The following is a 16,631-nucleotide window of genomic DNA, read 5'->3' as shown; positions in this document are numbered from 1 at the left end:
TGTCTTATTCACCCCCTGTAAATCTAACCAATAAACTAACCTAAGGAACCACAATGAAAAATAAAGACTTTAAGGTCTTTCGCACCATTGGATTACCTGTGTCTATCTTTGACAAATTCAAGGACATACAGAGAGCCTACAGCGACCAAGGCAAACCATTAGATAACTCTCAAGTTATCGCTGAGTTAATTACAAATGCACACCAACAAATGAATGACACTGTAAGAGGAAACCTAAAGAATGAGCAACCTAACATTTAAGCCTAAATCTAAACGCTTAACAGTATCCTTTGAGAGAATCTCGGGGGATGTCATCAAAGGCGAAAACCAAGTGAGAGACTTTACAGCTAACGGTGCCAATAAAGGTAAAGCCCTTAGCAAGAGTAGAGAACATATCGAGGGACTCACAACGGCCTTAAGCCAAGGAGGAATCCTAGACCCTATCAGTGTTCACAAGGATGAAAAGCTAGGTTCTGATGGTAGACCCAGGTACACCGTTATAGATGGGCATCACAGATTACAAGCCTATAAGGAAGCCTACAGATTAGGCTTAATAACGACCAAAAGAGTAAGGTGTAAGGAACTACTAGACATAGACCGAAAAGAAGCCAAAGACTATGCCCTTAAGACTAACTTAAAAGACACCTTAAACATGACACCCCAAGAGAAATATCAGGCCACCTGGATTAACCTTTGGATGAATTGGGATGAACTAAAAGAGAAGTCACTTAGAGACCTAGCGAGTCACTTTGAGGGAAATGTCGGTAGAACTACCCTAGGTAAGATGAGAAAGACCGTCAAACATTTACTAGAAGAGGAAGCCGAACTGTATTCCTATAAAATTAATTCGGATAAACCTAGTGTAGAGCCTTGGAGACTAATGAGTACTAAGTATAAACATCTCTTGGACTCGGATACAGATGCTTATGAGCAAGCTAAACTCAAAGCTGAGATTACAATAAGCACAGCCCTGACAAGACTTACGGACTCAAAGGACTGGCGGTTACTTGATGATTCTACTAAAGAAAAATTAGCTAAAAGGATGCTTGGATGGGACTTTACAGATGAAGAACCTGAGGTGTCCTTTGACTTTTAGCCATATACACATTCCTAAATGGGAATAGGCATAAAGTGAACACTTTTGCACACTTAGTGGAACACCTGGAAACATTTGTAAGCCCTATGAACAAAGGGATTGACGCACCTAAGGGATGAACCTTGGGTGTCCATAGTGGACAGTCTAGCGGACGAAAGAAAACAAAAAGAAGAAATAATGAAAACCTAGTTACAACCTAGTTACATCTAACAAGAAAGAAAATTACAACCTATTGAAAACACAGAGATTTAAAATATTAAATGGTCGGAATGACAGGATTTGAACCTGCGACCACTTGTCCCCCAGACAAGTGCGCTACCAAGCTGCGCTACATTCCGATATAGATTTTCATTCATCAAAAAGACCTTTAAAGCACAACTAATGTGTTTAGTGGTCGTCAATAAATGGTTTTAGATTAATTCAGTTTATGCCAGCCTAGCTGATGCTCACAAGGCGTTATAGCCACGAGGTTTACCAGGCCTGGTAAATTGTAGGCATTATATCAAACTAACTTTTCTTTTATTATTGAAAACGTTTATTAATATAACTTCTGAATTCAGCAAGTTCATGTTTCATCAGTTGAAGCAGTTCAACCGTATTTTTTTGATCTCGATTCAAACTTGTGGTGTCAGAAACATCAATATCTCTTTTTGAGAGCCTTGCTTTCGCACCAGGAATAGTAAAACCTTGATCTTGCAGTAAACTTTTAATCTCTAATACCAAAATAACATCGTTTTTTTGGTAATAGCGACGCCCACGACGTTTACTGGGTTCAAGTTGTGGAAAAACTTGCTCCCAATAACGAAGTACATGCGATTTTAACTGGCAAATATCAGCCACCTCACCAATGGTAAAGTATTTTTTATCTGGCAACTCTATTTCAAGTTGCTCAGCAAACTGACTGTTTTTTTTGGGTTTAGCCATTGTTATCTATTTGCGCACGTAGTTTTTGACCAGGTTTAAATGTTACCACTCTTCGTGCTGAAATTGGAACATCTTCCCCTGTTCTAGGATTTCTTCCTGGACGAGGAGCTTTATCACGCAACTCAAAGTTTCCAAAACCAGAAAGTTTAATCTGTTCACCAGATACCAATACATCACTGATTTCATCGTAAAACTGCTCTACTAACTCTTTAGACTCACGCTTATTAAAGCCAAACGTATCGGCTAGATCTTGTGCTATATCTGCTTTAGTCAATGTCATAGGGTTTTCCTAATTATTATCTTTAGTTTTTGTTTAATTTATTCTTAACGAAGTTCTGCATTGACTGATTTTTTAGCCGAAGCCAAAATTTCATTCACTAAACTTTCTACTTCTTCATCTTGTAGCGTGCGCTCTTGGTGTTGAATTTTTAAGGCTATTGCCACACTCTTTTGCGTTGCTTCAATACCTTGCCCACGATAGATATCAAAAATTTCTACCGATTGTAAAATATCTGATTGTACTGCAGTCACAGCATCTATTAATTTTTGAACTGGTAAGCTCTCTTCTACCACAAAGGCCAAATCGCGCTGTGTTTCAGGGAATTTAGAAATAGGTAAAGCACTCGGTACATTCATTGTCATTAAAGCGTCTTGACGTATTTGGAACATATAAACCGTGCCACTTACACCCATTGTTTTAACAAGCTGTGGGTGCAACTGCCCCATTACACCAATCTCTTGACCCTCTTTGATTAAAGAAGCCGATTGACCAGGATGCAAAGCGGGATTATTACACGCCTCAAAACGTACATTATCTAGTTGATGACTCATACTTAATAGGTTTTCTACATCCCCTTTTAGGTCATAGAAATCAACATTACGTGAATCCATATCCCAACCTGATTTATGTGCTGAACCTACAACGGCCCCTGCAAACATTGGAATTTGTGTTGCACCAGTAGGATCTTGCTCATTCTTATAGAAAACCAAGCCTGCTTCAAATAAACGCACTCGTGATTGCTGGCGGTTTTGGTTATAACCCATTGTTTGTAATAAACCTGGGAATAACGTAGTACGCATCGCCTTCATGTCATCTGAAATCGGATTCTTTAACAATACATGAGGTAAATCAGGTGCAATCGCTTGCTGCTTATCTTCAGCCACAAAGCTGTAAGTGACTACCTCGTTGTAACCACGCTGAACTAAGGCATTTTTAAGTGCACTCAATGACTGTTCTGATTCATCTAATTCATTTAAAGTCATTGGCGCCATAACAGGTGTTTCAGGTAAGTTGTTATAGCCGTAAACACGCCCAATCTCTTCGATTAAGTCCATTTCAATCGCCATATCAAAACGGAATGAAGGTGCGGTAACTAACCAACCACTATCATTCACTTCAATCGTGAAGCCCAGGCCTGTAAAGATTTGTTCAACTTGTTTATCTGCAACCTCAACACCTAAACGGTTGGCAATCGTTTCACGACGTAATTGAATTTTGGCAATTTCTGGTAAGTTATCTTCAGAAATAATCGATGTAAATGTAGAAACCACACCACCAGCAATCTCAGTAAATAACTGCAATGCTCTATTTAAAGCACGCTCTGGTAACATAGGATCTACACCACGTTCAAAACGCATGGAAGAATCAGTATGAAGACCATATTGACGTGCTTTACCGGTAATCGCTAAACGTGAAAAATGGGCACATTCAAAGAATATTTGGCTTGTTGAATCGGTTACAGACGTAGATAAACCGCCCATAATACCTGCCAGAGCAATTGCACCGTTGTCGTCGGCAATAACCAGCGTATTATCAGCAAGTGTAATCTCTTTTTCATCAAGAGTGGTTAACTGCTCACCTGCTTTAGCCATACGCACTTGCACATCACCTTTGAGCTTATCTAAGTCAAACGCATGCATAGGTTGCCCGAGCTCTAAAAGCACGTAGTTAGTAATATCAACCACCAAGCTTAAAGAGCGTAAACCTGAACGCTGTAATTTTTGTACCATCCAAGCAGGTGTTTTGGCATTATTATCAAAGTTCGTTACCATACAACCTAAATATTTAGGACAAGCTTGCGGTTCTGAAACAACAACCTTTTGAGTGCAAGCCACCGTTCCAGCCATATCTTTATCTTCAAAAGGTTGAGTGAACTGGGCACCACTAATGGCGTGAACGTCACGCGCTAAGCCTAAAACACTAAAACAGTCTGCACGGTTAGGCGTTAAGTCAACATCGATAGAGCTATCATTCAAGTCAAGATATTCACGAATATCCATACCGATAGGTGCATCGGTTGGTAAAACATGTAAACCGTCTACACCGTCATCTGGTAGACCGATTTCTGTCGCACCACATAACATACCATGAGAAGGCACGCCACGAAGTTTGGCTTTTTTAATTTTGAAGTCACCAGGAAGAACCGCACCCACTTTGGCACAACAGGCTTTCATTCCAGCTACTACATTTTTAGCACCACAAACGATTTGTACGGGTTCTTCATCCCCCACATCAACTTGGGTAACATTTAATTTATCTGCATCAGGGTGCTTTTCTACTGAAAGAACATGTCCAACCACCACATTGGTAAATTGACCTGCAACAGGCTCAACATCATCAACTTCCAGGCCTGCTAAACTTAATTCTTCAGATAATGTATTGGTATCCCAGTTAGGATTTGTCCACTCTCTTAACCAATTTTCACTAAATTTCATATTCTATTCTCTAACCCTAATTTAACCAGGCCTGGTTATTTAAATTGCTGTAAAAAACGTAAATCGTTTTCAAAGAATTGACGTAAATCTTTTACGTTATAGCGAAGCATCGCTAATCGTTCAACACCTAAACCAAATGCCAAACCAGTATATTCTTCTGGATCAATACCCACGTTTTTCAACACATTTGGATGAACCATGCCACAGCCCAATACTTCGATCCAACGGCCATCACCAAACAGATCGGTAGCAATATCTACTTCTGCTGAAGGCTCAGTAAACGGAAAATAAGAAGGTCTAAAACGAGTTTTTAAGTTTTCGTCTTCAAAGAACTGACGTAAAAACTCAATCAATAGAGCACGTAGTTGTGCAAAACTGGCGTTTTTCTCAATAATCAGACCTTCAACCTGGTGAAACATTGGCGTATGAGTTTGGTCAGAGTCACAACGGTAAACACGCCCAGGAGCGATTATACGTAATGGTGGCTGTTTGTTTTCCATAGTACGAATTTGCACACCCGATGTATGCGTTCTTAAAACGGTATTTTCATTAATATAGAACGTATCATGCATAGCACGGGCAGGGTGTGTTTCAGGGATATTTAACGCTTCAAAGTTATGCCAATCATCTTCAATTTCAGGCCCAGTTTCTACATCAAAACCAGCGTTTGAGAACAAGGTTTCAATACGATGAAGAGTACGTGTAACAGGATGCAGACTCCCTACATCTGCATCACGTCCAGGTAGGGTAATGTCGATGGTTTCTTCTGCAAGCTTTTGAGCCAGCTTAGCATCATCAAGCTCTTTCTTTTTAGCGTTTAACAAGCTTTGTACGACTTGTTTTGCTTCATTAATGACCTGGCCAGCTTTAGGGCGCTCTTCTGCAGAAAGCTTACCTAATGTTTTCATTAGCTCAGTAAAATCCCCTTTTTTACCCAGGAATTGAACTCGTAGTTCGTCTAATTTTGATAATTCTGTTACTTCAGCAACCGCTGCTTGCGCTTGTGAAACAATATTTTGAAGTCGTTCTTGCATTTAATAAATGTCCTAAACGGTATTAATATGGTTTGAAATGGTTATGAAACATTGCACTGTGAGTCACTAAGCTTCTCCCAGTGAAATCTTGCATAGCCATTAAATTGAATCTTGCAAATTGCAATTTTAATGAAAAAAATAGGGGACTATAAAGTCCCCTATTTAAAAACTAGGTCACCCTAGTAGCACTAATTACGCTAAAGCAGCTTTTGCTTTTTCAGCGATAGCAGTGAATGCGGCTGCATCATGAACTGCGATGTCAGCAAGAACCTTACGGTCAACTGCAACACCTGCTTTGTTCAAACCGTTAATGAAACGGCTATATGTCATATCGTTCATACGAGCTGCTGCGTTGATACGCGCAATCCATAAACGACGGAACTGACGTTTTTTAGTACGACGGTCACGGTATGCATATTGACCAGCTTTAATTACTGCTTGTTTAGCAACACGAAAAACTTTACTACGAGCTCCGTAATAACCTTTTGCTGCTTTTAATACTTTGTTGTGTCTACGGCGTGCGATGACACCTCTTTTAACTCTTGCCATTGTTTCAAATCTCCAATTAAGCGAACGGTAACATGCGGCGAACCATCGCTACATCGTGATCGTGAATCATACTTCCAGAACGAAGTTGACGCTTACGCTTGGTAGACTTCTTAGTCAAAATATGACGTAAGTGAGACTGTTTACATTTGAAACGACCTGAGCCAGTTTTCGAGAAGCGCTTTTTAGCACTACTATTTGTTTTCATCTTTGGCATTGAATGAAACTCCGCATTTAAGTGTTACTCAATAAATTGAGCCACTTTCAGTTTTAAATTAAACCTTATGTAATAAAACATGAGATTTATTCTCGGCACAACGAACAGCACTGAGGGAGCTGCACCAGAAATTTACCTAGTTATTAAATAAACAAGGTAAACCCCAGCTGTTGTATTGCAATTTAATTATTTTAAAAAATATTAAAATTAATTAGCTTGCTTTTTCTTTGTTGGAGCGACCATCATTTGCATTTGACGACCTTCCATTTTAGGCATTTGTTCAACGGTAGCAACCTCTTGAATATCATCCCTAATACGTTCCAACATTTTAAGTCCCAGTTCCTTATGGGTGATTTCACGGCCACGGAACCAAATAGTTACCTTGACGCGATCACCGTTATCTAGGAATTTCACCAGGTTGCGTAGTTTTACCTGATAATCTCCCTCCTCAGTTCCTGGGCGAAACTTAACCTCTTTAACCTGGACTTGCTTCTGCTTTTTCTTAGCTTCATGCTGCTTTTTTTGCTGCTGGTAAAGATATTTACCATAGTCCATGATCTTACAAACTGGAGGATTTGCTTTCGCAGTAATCTCAACCAAATCTAACCCAGCTTCTGCCGCTTGTGCTAAGGCATCCTGAATGGATACCACACCCGCTTGCTCACCTTCAGCATCGATTAAACGCACTTCTGGTGTTGCAGTAATTGCCTTGTTGATTCTATCTTTTGGTGCTTCTGGTTGTTGCGGTCTTCCACGACCACCTCTTCTGATTGCGATAGCAATATCCTCCAATTAATTAAATTCTTTTTTGCTTGCTCTTAACAAGCATAACCATTTGCTATTCTTGTGTTTCGACAACACGTCCTAAATTAGCTATATCGTTATTAAATAGTTCTACAAGTTGTTCAAAGCTAAATGAACCTAGGTTTTGACCGTTTCTTGCACGAACATTGACACTGCCCTCTTCCATCTCTTGATCACCTACAACCAAGATATATGGAACACGTTGCATTGTGTGTTCGCGAATTTTAAACCCAACCTTCTCATTTCTCAAGTCCGAATCGACTCTAAACCCATGTTTTTTCAATTTTTTAGTCATTTCGACCACATATTCATTGTGGACTTCTGAAATTGGCGCCATTACAGCTTGAACTGGAGCCAACCAAGTTGGGAAACGACCTTCGTAATGTTCAATCAAAATACCCACAAAACGCTCTAGTGAACCTAAGATGGCACGGTGAATCATGACAGGATGGTGTTTTTCATTATCTTGACCAACATAAACCGCATTCAAGCGTTCAGCTTGGGTCATTGAGAAATCAAGCTGAATGGTACCACACTGCCATACACGTCCAATACAGTCTTTTAATTGAAACTCAATTTTAGGGCCATAAAATGCACCTTCGCCTGGCTGTAATTTGTAATCTAAACCTGCATCTTTTAACGTTGCTTCTAGTGCAGATTCGGCTAAATCCCAAACATCATCCGCACCTACACGCTGTTCTGGACGAGTTGAAAACTTTACTGCAATATTGTCAAAACCAAAATCCGCATAGGTTTCAAATACTAAATCAATACAAGCTTGTACTTCTTCTTTAATCTGTTCTTCTGTACAGAAAATATGTGCATCATCTTGGGTAAATGAACGAACGCGCATCAAACCATGCAATGTTCCAGATGGTTCATTACGATGTACCGTACCAAATTCAGCAATACGGATAGGTAAATCACGGTAACTGGTTAAATGACGGTTATAAACCTGAATATGCCCTGGGCAGTTCATTGGTTTAACCGCGTAATCTCGGTTATCCGTCTCGGTAGTGAACATATTGTCTTTAAATTTATCCCAGTGCCCTGACTTCTCCCATAAAGAACGATCAAGAATCAGTGGTGTGCGAATTTCATCATAATCATTCGCTACTAACTGACCACGCATATACTCTTCTACAATGCGGTATAAAGTCATTCCTTTAGGGTGCCAAAATGCCATACCAGGTGCTAAATCTTCAACGTGGAATAAATCAAGCGTTTTACCTAACTTACGGTGATCACGCTTTTCAGCCTCTTCCATCATATGTAAGTAATCTTTTAAAGATTGCTTATCTGGGAAAGCGACACCATAAATACGTTGTAACATTTTATTGTCTGAGTTACCGCGCCAGTATGCGCCTGCAACATGAGTGAGTTTTAATGCTTTAACAAAACTCATATTTGGCACATGTGGCCCAACACACATATCCACATACTCTTCGTGAAAATAAAAACCAAACTCTGTTTCATTCGGCAGATCACGAATCAATTCTAATTTGTACTCTTCACCACGAGACTCAAACGTTGCAACCGCTTCATCACGTGATAGCATTTTCTTAACAACAGGGTATTTTGTTTTAGCCAATTCCAACATACGCTTTTCAATTTTCTTTAAATCTTCTGGCGTAATTTTGTAATCCATATCAACGTCATAATAAAAACCATTCTCAATGACTGGGCCAATAGCCATTTTGACATCTGGATATAATTGTTTTAACGCATGGCCTAACAAATGAGCACATGAATGGCGCATAATATGTAGACCATCTTCATCTCGCATGGTAATAATTTCTAAACTTGCATCTTCAGAGATTAAATCACTCGCATCTTTAAGCTGACCATTAACACGCCCCGCTACCGTCGCTTTCGCCAGTCCCGTTCCAATGCTTTCAGCCACTTGCATAACTGATATAGCTTGATCAAACTCTTTAGTAGAACCGTCTGGTAACGTAATGATTGGCATAGATTTAGTCTCTTTGTCTGTAAAAATTACAAGGTTTAAAAATTAAGCCCGTTATTTTAGCATTTTCTTATACGCTTTATCTAGACTTTACATACACATAAAATAATTATGTATAACATTTGCTCCAAACAAAAAACCACCAGGCCTGGTGGTTTCTTTTTATACACGCTCAACTCGTTGAAAAAACGACTATAAACAGGATTATATTCCCATTTTTTCAGCCTCTGCATATGCCTGCTGTGCAAACTCATCATATTTATCTATAGAAAGGTCAAAATAAGCCAAGGCATCCAATAACTTTTTAGAAGGCATCTCTCTCTCTTCATCGGTGATATCTGCAATGCCATTATCAATACCAAGTCTAAAAACCGCTTGTTCTGCTAAGAATGTTAAATAAGCGTAAGACTGACAGCTTTCCTCCGCTTTCTCTGGATTGTGATGAAATGCCACTCCGATAATGGTTTCTTTAGAGAAATTCCATTGTTGTAACAAGCGAGCACTCATCAAAGCGTGATAAGTACCAAAAACTTTATTTTCGGCTAATGCTAATTTAGAAATATCATAATCTGTTAGTTTAATCACTTCCAAGTACTTTTCTCTGTCCTCAGTGGCCAATAAATACACACCAATATCACGCATTAAAGCCGCTAAAAAAGCCTCTCCTGAATCAAGCCCGAAAAATATTGCCATCTTCTGAGCGACCAATGCTGATAAAAAGGCATGTTTCAAAAAGAACGCATCACTAAACGGTGGTTTACGTCTAAAAGAGGTTTGATAGTGTATTAAATGTGCAATCAAACGCATCTCTTTTAAACCAATAATGGTCACGGCATCCGCTAAATCATTGACCTCATTCCCTGTCATATACTTAGCGCTATTGGCCATTTTTATTAGACCTGCCACTAATCGAGGGTCTTGTGCAATTAACTGAACAATATTCTCCATCGGCAAGTTTTCATTCTCATTTAATGCCTGCTCTAGTCGCATAAGAGCATCAGGAAAATATGGCAACTCATCCAACGACTTTAAGCGCTCCATAATCTCTTTACTGATATTTGGTTTTACATCTTCAGCCATCCAAAAACCCTTTAGTTAAATACAACCTACACACTTTTTATTAAAAATAAGACCTATCCTAAGCCATTTCCATTTTATACAAATTTCAGGTACAATCCGCACAAATTTTAAAACATAAGCGTTAACACTAAGGCTTTAAATACTAAAGCTTTAGTTTGCCAGGGGTGGTCAATTAAGACCTGAGATTTCGAGACACTGAAAGACCCTTTGAACCTGATCCAGATAATACTGGCGTAGGAACGGCACACACGATCAATTTGTTAAAAATAAGCTGGGATTCTGACTGCAATCAGAAACCCTTGCACTCTATTTTTTCCATCACCTCATGTGTTCTTATTCCTCGTCAAAAGGAAAGACCATGACCAATAAATTAACACCCATCTCATTGGCTGTTTTAACCGCACTTTCAGCAAGCCCTGTTTTTTCAGAAGAACTTGCCCCTGTTATAGTGAGTGCCGATTTACGTGAAACCACTGAACAAGACATCCCTGCAAGTGTAGATATAAAAACCCAAGCAGAACTACAAGATCAAGGTGCTACACACTTTGATGATGTTTTATTAAAAACACCTAATGTTAACTTCTCAGGCCAAAGCTCTCGGGCTCGTCATATTCAAATTCGAGGAATGGGTGAACGTGATGAATATACTGGTGCACCCAATTCAAGCGTAGGTTTTGCGATTGACGATATCGATTTCAGCGGAATAGGCATGACGGGCAATTTATTTGATGTTAAACAGGTAGAAGTTTTACGTGGGCCGCAAAATACCCGTTACGGTCAAAGTGCCATTGGTGGTTTAATTAATATCAAAACCAATGACCCTACTCCTTATGAAGAAGGTATGGCTGAAATTTCACTGGGCGAAGACAATCTACAAGAACTAGGCATTATGACAAGTGGCCCAATCAATTCAAAAGAAAATGCACCACAATACCGTCTAGCTATCTTTAATCACAGTAGCGATGGTTTTCGTACAAACGAAACCTTAGATAGAACAGATACCAATGGTCGTGATGAACTCACTTTACGCGGCAAAATGCGTTTTTTCCCAGACTCGGATACGACTGTAGATATCACTGTATTACATGCTGATTTAAATAATGGGTATGATGCGTGGTCTCGTGATAACTCTTTCACAACATTGTCAGACCAACCTGGTAAAGATTCCCAACTTTCAAATGCTGGTTCTTTAAAACTTGAGTCAAAGGCAAATCCAAACTTTATATTTACCAGTAATACGGGGCTTGCCAACTCTGACATGCTTTACAGCTATGATGAAGACTGGATGGCCGACACTTCAAGCTACGATGAAGGAACATATAAAAATAGTAAACATCGAAGAAGTTTTACTCAAGATTTACGATTAATTTCTACTGAAAACTCTAAAATTTTCAACCAATCAACCGACTGGCTTATTGGAGCTTACTTCTCTCATTTAGAAGAGGAAAACTCGTTTAAAGAAAGGTACTACTCTTTAGCCTATGCAGAAACATACAATACTGATGCGAAAAGCGATTTTATTCACAATAAAGTCGCCGTTTATGGTCAGTTAGATCAAGCAATAAATCAAAAGACCAAACTAACATACAGTCTAAGGGTAGAAAGAAACATTCAAGATTTTAATGAACAAAAAGAGCTTACAGGAACCTATCCTGCTAGCTTACCCTTTTCAACTAATACAGACGAAACACTCTGGGGTGGTTCAATTCACTACTCTTATAAATATAATGACCAACATACTGCATTTGCTGGTGTAACAAGAGGTTACAAAGCAGGTGGGTTTAAAACAGGTACAGGTGGTCAAGGGGATAATACTGAATTCCATTCTGAAACCTTATTTAATTATGAGATAGGCTTAAAATCTGTTTATTCGAAATACAACCTAACAACATCAACCAACTTTTTTTACATGGATAGATACAATCCACAATTTGATGGTTACATTTACGAAAATGGCATCTATACTTTTTTCACTGAAAACCTTGACAATGCCACTAACTACGGACTTGAGTCAGAGTTTAACTGGCAAGCAACCCCACACTTCAATCTATATGGCAGCGTTGGGTTAATTCAGACCGATGTCAATGGAACACCCGTGAGTGCCGACTTTGAAGTTTCAGATCGAGAGCAGGCACACGCTCCAAACTACCAAATAAATTTTGGCGCAAAGTATAGAAATACAAACGGCATGTATATTCAGGCTGACATTACTGCTGTTGATAAATTCTATTTTGACAATGTACACAGTGTTGAATCAAACTCTTACCATCTAGTTAATGCCCGCTTAGGTTATGAAAACAAAGACTATGAAGTCTATTTATGGGGTAAAAACCTAATGGATGAACGTTATGCAACTAGAGGTTTCGAAAATTTCTTTGGTGCACCAAATGTTGACAGCTTTATTAAACTTGGCGACCCTCGTCAAATTGGTATTACTGGTAGAGTTTATTTTTAATAAACCGTTTAAAGTTAAGGGCTCATAATGAGCCTTTTTTTGGAGTCTGCATAAATGAAAATTTCCGTTGATATAAGCCTCTACCCTTTACAAGAAAACTACAGAGAAGCGATCAAGATATTTATTCATCAAATTGAACAGATGCCTAATGTAGAGTTAACCGCCAATTCAATGAGTACAACTCTGTTTGGCGATTACACTGACATTATGCCATTCTTAAAACAAGCCATGCTGACAACGCTCAACGAGATACCAGAAAGTGTATTTGTTGTTAAGCTCTCTGGTGGCTGTCATTAAAACTGTTGTTAAATAAACGTATTAAAGAGAATATTATGCCTAAAATCCAAGGATATGAATCCCATGCAGTAGAGTATGACCAGTGGTTTACTGAAAACCCTGAAATACGTAACGCGGAAATTAAAGCTATTAAAACCCTACAGCCATTGGGAAAAGGTATTGAAATTGGTGCTGGAAGTGGTCAATTTACTCTTCCTTTACAAATAGATACAGGTATTGAACCATCACCAGCAATGCGTAATTTAGCCAAAGCTAAAGGGATAGATTTAATTGATGGTGTTGCTGAAAACCTGCCAATAGAAGACGGGCAATATGACTTTGCCATTTTTATTACCTCAACTTGCTTTTTAGATAGTCCATTAAAAGCTTATCAAGAAGCGGCACGAGTAACCAAAGATAACGGCAAAATCATTATTGCCTTTTTAGAAAAAAACTCTGAACTGGGCAAAGTTTATGAAGAACATAAAGCAGACAGCCCTTTTTATTGTGATGCCACATTTTATAGCTATGCCGATATTGAATCTCTTTTAAGCCAAGCAGGTTATAAAAACTTCAAGAGCATGCAAACCGTATTGCCTGAAAATGAATCACAAAAAACAAATGATGTTTTAGCTGGCCATGACCAAGGCGCGTTTGTAGTAATCTCTGCCGAAAAATAAGGAATAAAAAATGAAAGTCTCTGTCGAAATTAGCATGTACCCATTACAAGAAGAGTACTGCCAGCCAATTATTGATTTTATTGACCGCCTCGAACAACAAGCTAACGTTAGTATTCAACGTAATAGCATGTCTACACATATCTATGGTAATTATCACGATGTAATGAATACTCTGGATTCAGAAATGCTTAAGGTGCTTGAACAAATTCCTGAAACGGTCTTTGTCATCAAATTAATTGGTACTGACCGTGAAAAAGCAGTGATTAACGCTTGTGAGTAATGAATTATTAAATGCTATTTTACAAGCATTTTTAGCCCAATCCGGCTGGGAATGGTTGGCTGCAAGTTTGGGAATTCTCTATGTTATTCTTGCCGCCAAAGAATCTGTTTGGTGCTGGCCTGCGGCCTTTATTAGTACATTAATTTATACCGCGTTATTTTGGGAAGGACAACTCCCCATGCAAGCGCTTTTAAACTTTTACTATATGGGGATGGCGATTTATGGCTTTTTTCTTTGGAAAAAACAGTCTTCAGATAATAACTCAGTAAACATTAGCTCACGCTCATTTAAGTTCCATGCCACTTATATCTTAGCAGGCCTGGTAATTACTTTAATAATTGGTTTTTATCTAGCAAGCATTCCAGAAACTCGCTTTCCTTACTTAGACGCTCTTGTAATGGTATTTTCCATTATGACAACCGTCTTAATGGCGAGAAAAGTGATAGAGAACTGGCTTTACTGGATAGTTATTGATTCCTTTGCCATTGCACTATATTGGCAGACGGGATTTTATGTCACTATCGTCATGTTTTTGGTTTACTTAGTTTTGGCAGTGTATGGCTACAGTAATTGGTTAAAACTAAAAACACCTTTGGTTAAAGATTAAAAAAGCCAAATCAGCCAGTGAACAACTCTGGCTGATTCATCCACTTTTCAAAATCTGTCTCTCCCAACGCATTCATTAAATAAAACAATACTCGGTAAACATATCTCTGCTCTTCTATTAGTTGTATTCTTTGACCTGTAATAGAAACGTATTTACTGCAAAACACCTGCGCTTGCTCAGCCGTTAATAGATATTCAAGAATTACGAAATCCAATTCTATGGGTGCAAAAACATAAGCATCTAAATCAAATACACCAACTAACTGTCCATCCTGAATTGCAAACTGATCCCAACGCAAATCCATCATTACAGGCACTATTTTATGAAGACTAACCGCTTGTATCCAATCTAGAGCCTTATCAATATAACCAGAATTCAAGTCTAAATGCTTGGAAAGCGTAGTAATAGTTAGGGCAACTCTTTCTCGCCAGAACACTGCCTTATTCAAATTCGGATTGGATAAATTCGATTTGGTTGAAAAAGGCGCTATCACCCCAACTTCATCAATTTCCTGTCTATGCAGGCTAGCCAAGTGATGAGCAAATTTTTCTATATTTTGACTATTAATATCATTATCAGACATACTCACGGCATCTATTTTTTCAAGCACAATTGCACAGTTAGAACCTCCATTAAGAGTGTCATAAATTTGGGGTATTTTTAAAGCGGAGTGCTGTGAAAGGTATTCATAACTGTAAGCAGAATTCAGATAAGATTGGGTTAAGGTCAAACCAAAAAGGAATTCCATCGCTTGCCAAAAAGGAGTTTTGCCCTCTAAAGATTCTTTATTGTGGCTTTTTAGGATGAATTCGGGATAGGGAAATACACTAATTTTAGATTCCGCACAAACAATCTCCCACACCTCAGAACTGCTATCATCAAACAGGCCTGGTAATAAATTAACTGATAAAACCGCTGAATACTTTTGGAGTTCACCCACACCATAGCTTGAAAATGGCTTTTTTTGTAAAAAAGGATTAATTAATTGCCTGGCCGCCAAAAATAAGCCCTCTATTGATTTTAAATTGAAAAAGCATTACTAGATTATAAAGAATAATCGCTTTTTTGGGATAGAAACAAACAAAGCATTTATAAAACTCGACGAATTAGATATAATCGTTCGACTTTAATTTTGTGGCTCGGCCAAATACATCGACCACACAATCTTCAAGAATATAAAAGCATTAAAAGGATAAAACATGAATCTAGATCAAGCGCGCTTTTACATGGTAGAACAGCAAATCCGCCCTTGGGATGTTTTAGACCCCAAAATTCTAGATTTATTAATGGATCTTCCACGCCATTTATTTGTTGAATCTGGTAACGAAGAATTAGCTTATTCGGATATTGAATTACCAATTGGTCAAAACCAAACCATGATGGCGCCTAAAATTGAAGGACGCTTGTTGCAGGCTTTAGACATTGATGACAGTGATACCATTCTTGAAATCGGAACTGGCTCAGGCTACTTAACAGCTCTTATGGCAAACCTTGGTAAGTCTGTAACCACCGTTGAAATTCACCCTGACATTCAAGCTATTGCCAAGACTCGTTTAGCAAGTTACAAAAATATTGATTTTCAAGAAGGTGATGGCTCTGACAACTGGAATGACGGTAAAGATTACGATGTTATCGTATTAACAGGTTCTGTTACAGAAGTTCCACAAAACTATAAAGAAAAACTCAACTTGGGTGGTCGTTTAGTTGTCATCTCTGGCAATTCACCAGCTATGACAGCTCAAACCATCACGCGTATTAGTAATCAAGAATGGGAAACAGAAACGCTTTTTGAAACAGATTTAGCGGCACTGATTACTTCAAAACCCAAAAGCTCATTTACTTTCTAACCCTCTTCTCATTATTCAAAAAAATCTTTAGCCACAACCACCTGTTGGCTAAAGGCATATACCACTCTTACTAAACACCTTTTTCCAAAACTTCACTTTCTAAGT

General features: G+C 38.6%; 18 protein-coding genes, 1 tRNA gene and 1 riboswitch. Of the genes, 8 read left to right on the top strand and 11 right to left on the bottom strand.

Annotation, left to right across the window (positions count from 1 at the left end; all coding sequences use genetic code 11):
• Nucleotides 1–53 precede the first annotated feature (53 nt).
• A complete protein-coding gene (locus A379_RS11060) occupies nt 54–260 on the top strand; it encodes a hypothetical protein (RefSeq protein WP_040728114.1) in 207 nt (68 codons plus the stop codon).
• A complete protein-coding gene (locus tag A379_RS11055; protein WP_040728113.1) occupies nt 241–1,095 on the top strand; it encodes a ParB/RepB/Spo0J family partition protein in 855 nt (284 codons plus the stop codon). Before A379_RS11060 ends, A379_RS11055 begins: the two co-directional genes overlap by 20 nt.
• A 261-nt stretch (nt 1,096–1,356) precedes the next feature.
• Here A379_RS11055 and A379_RS11050 read toward each other — a convergent pair.
• The 10 genes from A379_RS11050 to A379_RS11010 form a co-directional block, all read right to left on the bottom strand.
• Nucleotides 1,357–1,433, bottom strand: a tRNA-Pro gene (locus A379_RS11050).
• Between the two features lie 184 nt (nt 1,434–1,617).
• Nucleotides 1,618–2,019 carry a MerR family transcriptional regulator gene (locus A379_RS11045; RefSeq protein ID WP_040728111.1) on the bottom strand — a complete coding sequence of 134 codons (402 nt, stop codon included), beginning with the start codon at nt 2,017–2,019 and terminating at the stop codon, nt 1,618–1,620.
• Nucleotides 2,012–2,299 carry an integration host factor subunit alpha gene (locus A379_RS11040; RefSeq protein WP_040728109.1) on the bottom strand — a complete coding sequence of 96 codons (288 nt, stop codon included), beginning with the start codon at nt 2,297–2,299 and terminating at the stop codon, nt 2,012–2,014. Before A379_RS11040 ends, A379_RS11045 begins: the two co-directional genes overlap by 8 nt.
• A 44-nt stretch (nt 2,300–2,343) precedes the next feature.
• Nucleotides 2,344–4,734, bottom strand: a complete 2,391-nt coding sequence (pheT, locus tag A379_RS11035) for a phenylalanine--tRNA ligase subunit beta (RefSeq protein ID WP_040728108.1) — start codon at nt 4,732–4,734, stop codon at nt 2,344–2,346.
• A gap of 35 nt (nt 4,735–4,769) precedes the next feature.
• The gene (pheS, locus tag A379_RS11030; RefSeq protein WP_040728107.1) at nt 4,770–5,768 is read right to left on the bottom strand and encodes a phenylalanine--tRNA ligase subunit alpha; all 999 of its coding nucleotides are present in this window, start codon (nt 5,766–5,768) and stop codon (nt 4,770–4,772) included.
• A 192-nt stretch (nt 5,769–5,960) separates the two neighbouring features.
• Nucleotides 5,961–6,317: a 50S ribosomal protein L20 gene (gene rplT / locus A379_RS11025; protein WP_040728104.1), complete on the bottom strand. Its 357-nt coding sequence runs from the start codon at nt 6,315–6,317 to the stop codon at nt 5,961–5,963.
• 16 nt (nt 6,318–6,333) lie between these two features.
• Nucleotides 6,334–6,531 carry a 50S ribosomal protein L35 gene (gene rpmI / locus A379_RS12960; protein WP_081696406.1) on the bottom strand — a complete coding sequence of 66 codons (198 nt, stop codon included), beginning with the start codon at nt 6,529–6,531 and terminating at the stop codon, nt 6,334–6,336.
• A gap of 207 nt (nt 6,532–6,738) precedes the next feature.
• The gene (gene infC, locus A379_RS11020; protein WP_198525704.1) at nt 6,739–7,302 is read right to left on the bottom strand and encodes a translation initiation factor IF-3; all 564 of its coding nucleotides are present in this window, start codon (nt 7,300–7,302) and stop codon (nt 6,739–6,741) included.
• A gap of 67 nt (nt 7,303–7,369) precedes the next feature.
• Nucleotides 7,370–9,304, bottom strand: coding sequence for a threonine--tRNA ligase (thrS, locus tag A379_RS11015; RefSeq protein ID WP_040728102.1), 1,935 nt, complete (start codon nt 9,302–9,304; stop codon nt 7,370–7,372).
• Between the two features lie 201 nt (nt 9,305–9,505).
• Nucleotides 9,506–10,381: an HDOD domain-containing protein gene (locus A379_RS11010; RefSeq protein WP_040728101.1), complete on the bottom strand. Its 876-nt coding sequence runs from the start codon at nt 10,379–10,381 to the stop codon at nt 9,506–9,508.
• Between the two features lie 150 nt (nt 10,382–10,531).
• Nucleotides 10,532–10,639, top strand: a riboswitch (TPP riboswitch).
• A 100-nt stretch (nt 10,640–10,739) separates the two neighbouring features.
• Between A379_RS11010 and A379_RS11005 the strand changes: the two genes are divergently transcribed.
• From A379_RS11005 to pnuC, 5 genes are read left to right on the top strand one after another with little or no spacing between them, the layout of a single operon-like run.
• Nucleotides 10,740–12,836: a TonB-dependent receptor gene (locus A379_RS11005; protein WP_040728099.1), complete on the top strand. Its 2,097-nt coding sequence runs from the start codon at nt 10,740–10,742 to the stop codon at nt 12,834–12,836.
• Nucleotides 12,837–12,890: 54 nt separating this feature from the next.
• On the top strand, nt 12,891–13,133 hold the full coding sequence (locus A379_RS11000) for a YkoF family thiamine/hydroxymethylpyrimidine-binding protein (RefSeq protein ID WP_040728098.1): 243 nt from the start codon (nt 12,891–12,893) through the stop codon (nt 13,131–13,133).
• A 35-nt stretch (nt 13,134–13,168) separates the two neighbouring features.
• Nucleotides 13,169–13,792, top strand: coding sequence for a class I SAM-dependent methyltransferase (locus A379_RS10995; RefSeq protein ID WP_040728097.1), 624 nt, complete (start codon nt 13,169–13,171; stop codon nt 13,790–13,792).
• 10 nt (nt 13,793–13,802) lie between these two features.
• On the top strand, nt 13,803–14,072 hold the full coding sequence (locus tag A379_RS10990) for a YkoF family thiamine/hydroxymethylpyrimidine-binding protein (protein ID WP_040728095.1): 270 nt from the start codon (nt 13,803–13,805) through the stop codon (nt 14,070–14,072).
• Entirely contained in the window at nt 14,065–14,679 is a 615-nt protein-coding gene (gene pnuC / locus A379_RS10985; protein ID WP_040728094.1) for a nicotinamide riboside transporter PnuC, read from the top strand. Before A379_RS10990 ends, pnuC begins: the two co-directional genes overlap by 8 nt.
• Nucleotides 14,680–14,689: 10 nt before the next feature.
• Here the strand turns inward: pnuC and A379_RS12850 are convergent, their stop codons facing one another.
• Nucleotides 14,690–15,619, bottom strand: coding sequence for a hypothetical protein (locus A379_RS12850; RefSeq protein WP_157832370.1), 930 nt, complete (start codon nt 15,617–15,619; stop codon nt 14,690–14,692).
• Nucleotides 15,620–15,878: 259 nt separating this feature from the next.
• Between A379_RS12850 and A379_RS10975 the strand changes: the two genes are divergently transcribed.
• Nucleotides 15,879–16,526: a protein-L-isoaspartate O-methyltransferase gene (locus tag A379_RS10975; protein ID WP_040728092.1), complete on the top strand. Its 648-nt coding sequence runs from the start codon at nt 15,879–15,881 to the stop codon at nt 16,524–16,526.
• Nucleotides 16,527–16,631: the final 105 nt, after the last annotated feature.

It is taken from the genome of Thiomicrorhabdus sp. Kp2 (assembly GCF_000478585.1).
Taxonomy (GTDB): Bacteria; Pseudomonadota; Gammaproteobacteria; order Thiomicrospirales; family Thiomicrospiraceae; genus Thiomicrorhabdus.
Note: the sequence above shows the minus strand (reverse complement) of the source record. Positions and strands in the feature narration are given on the sequence as shown.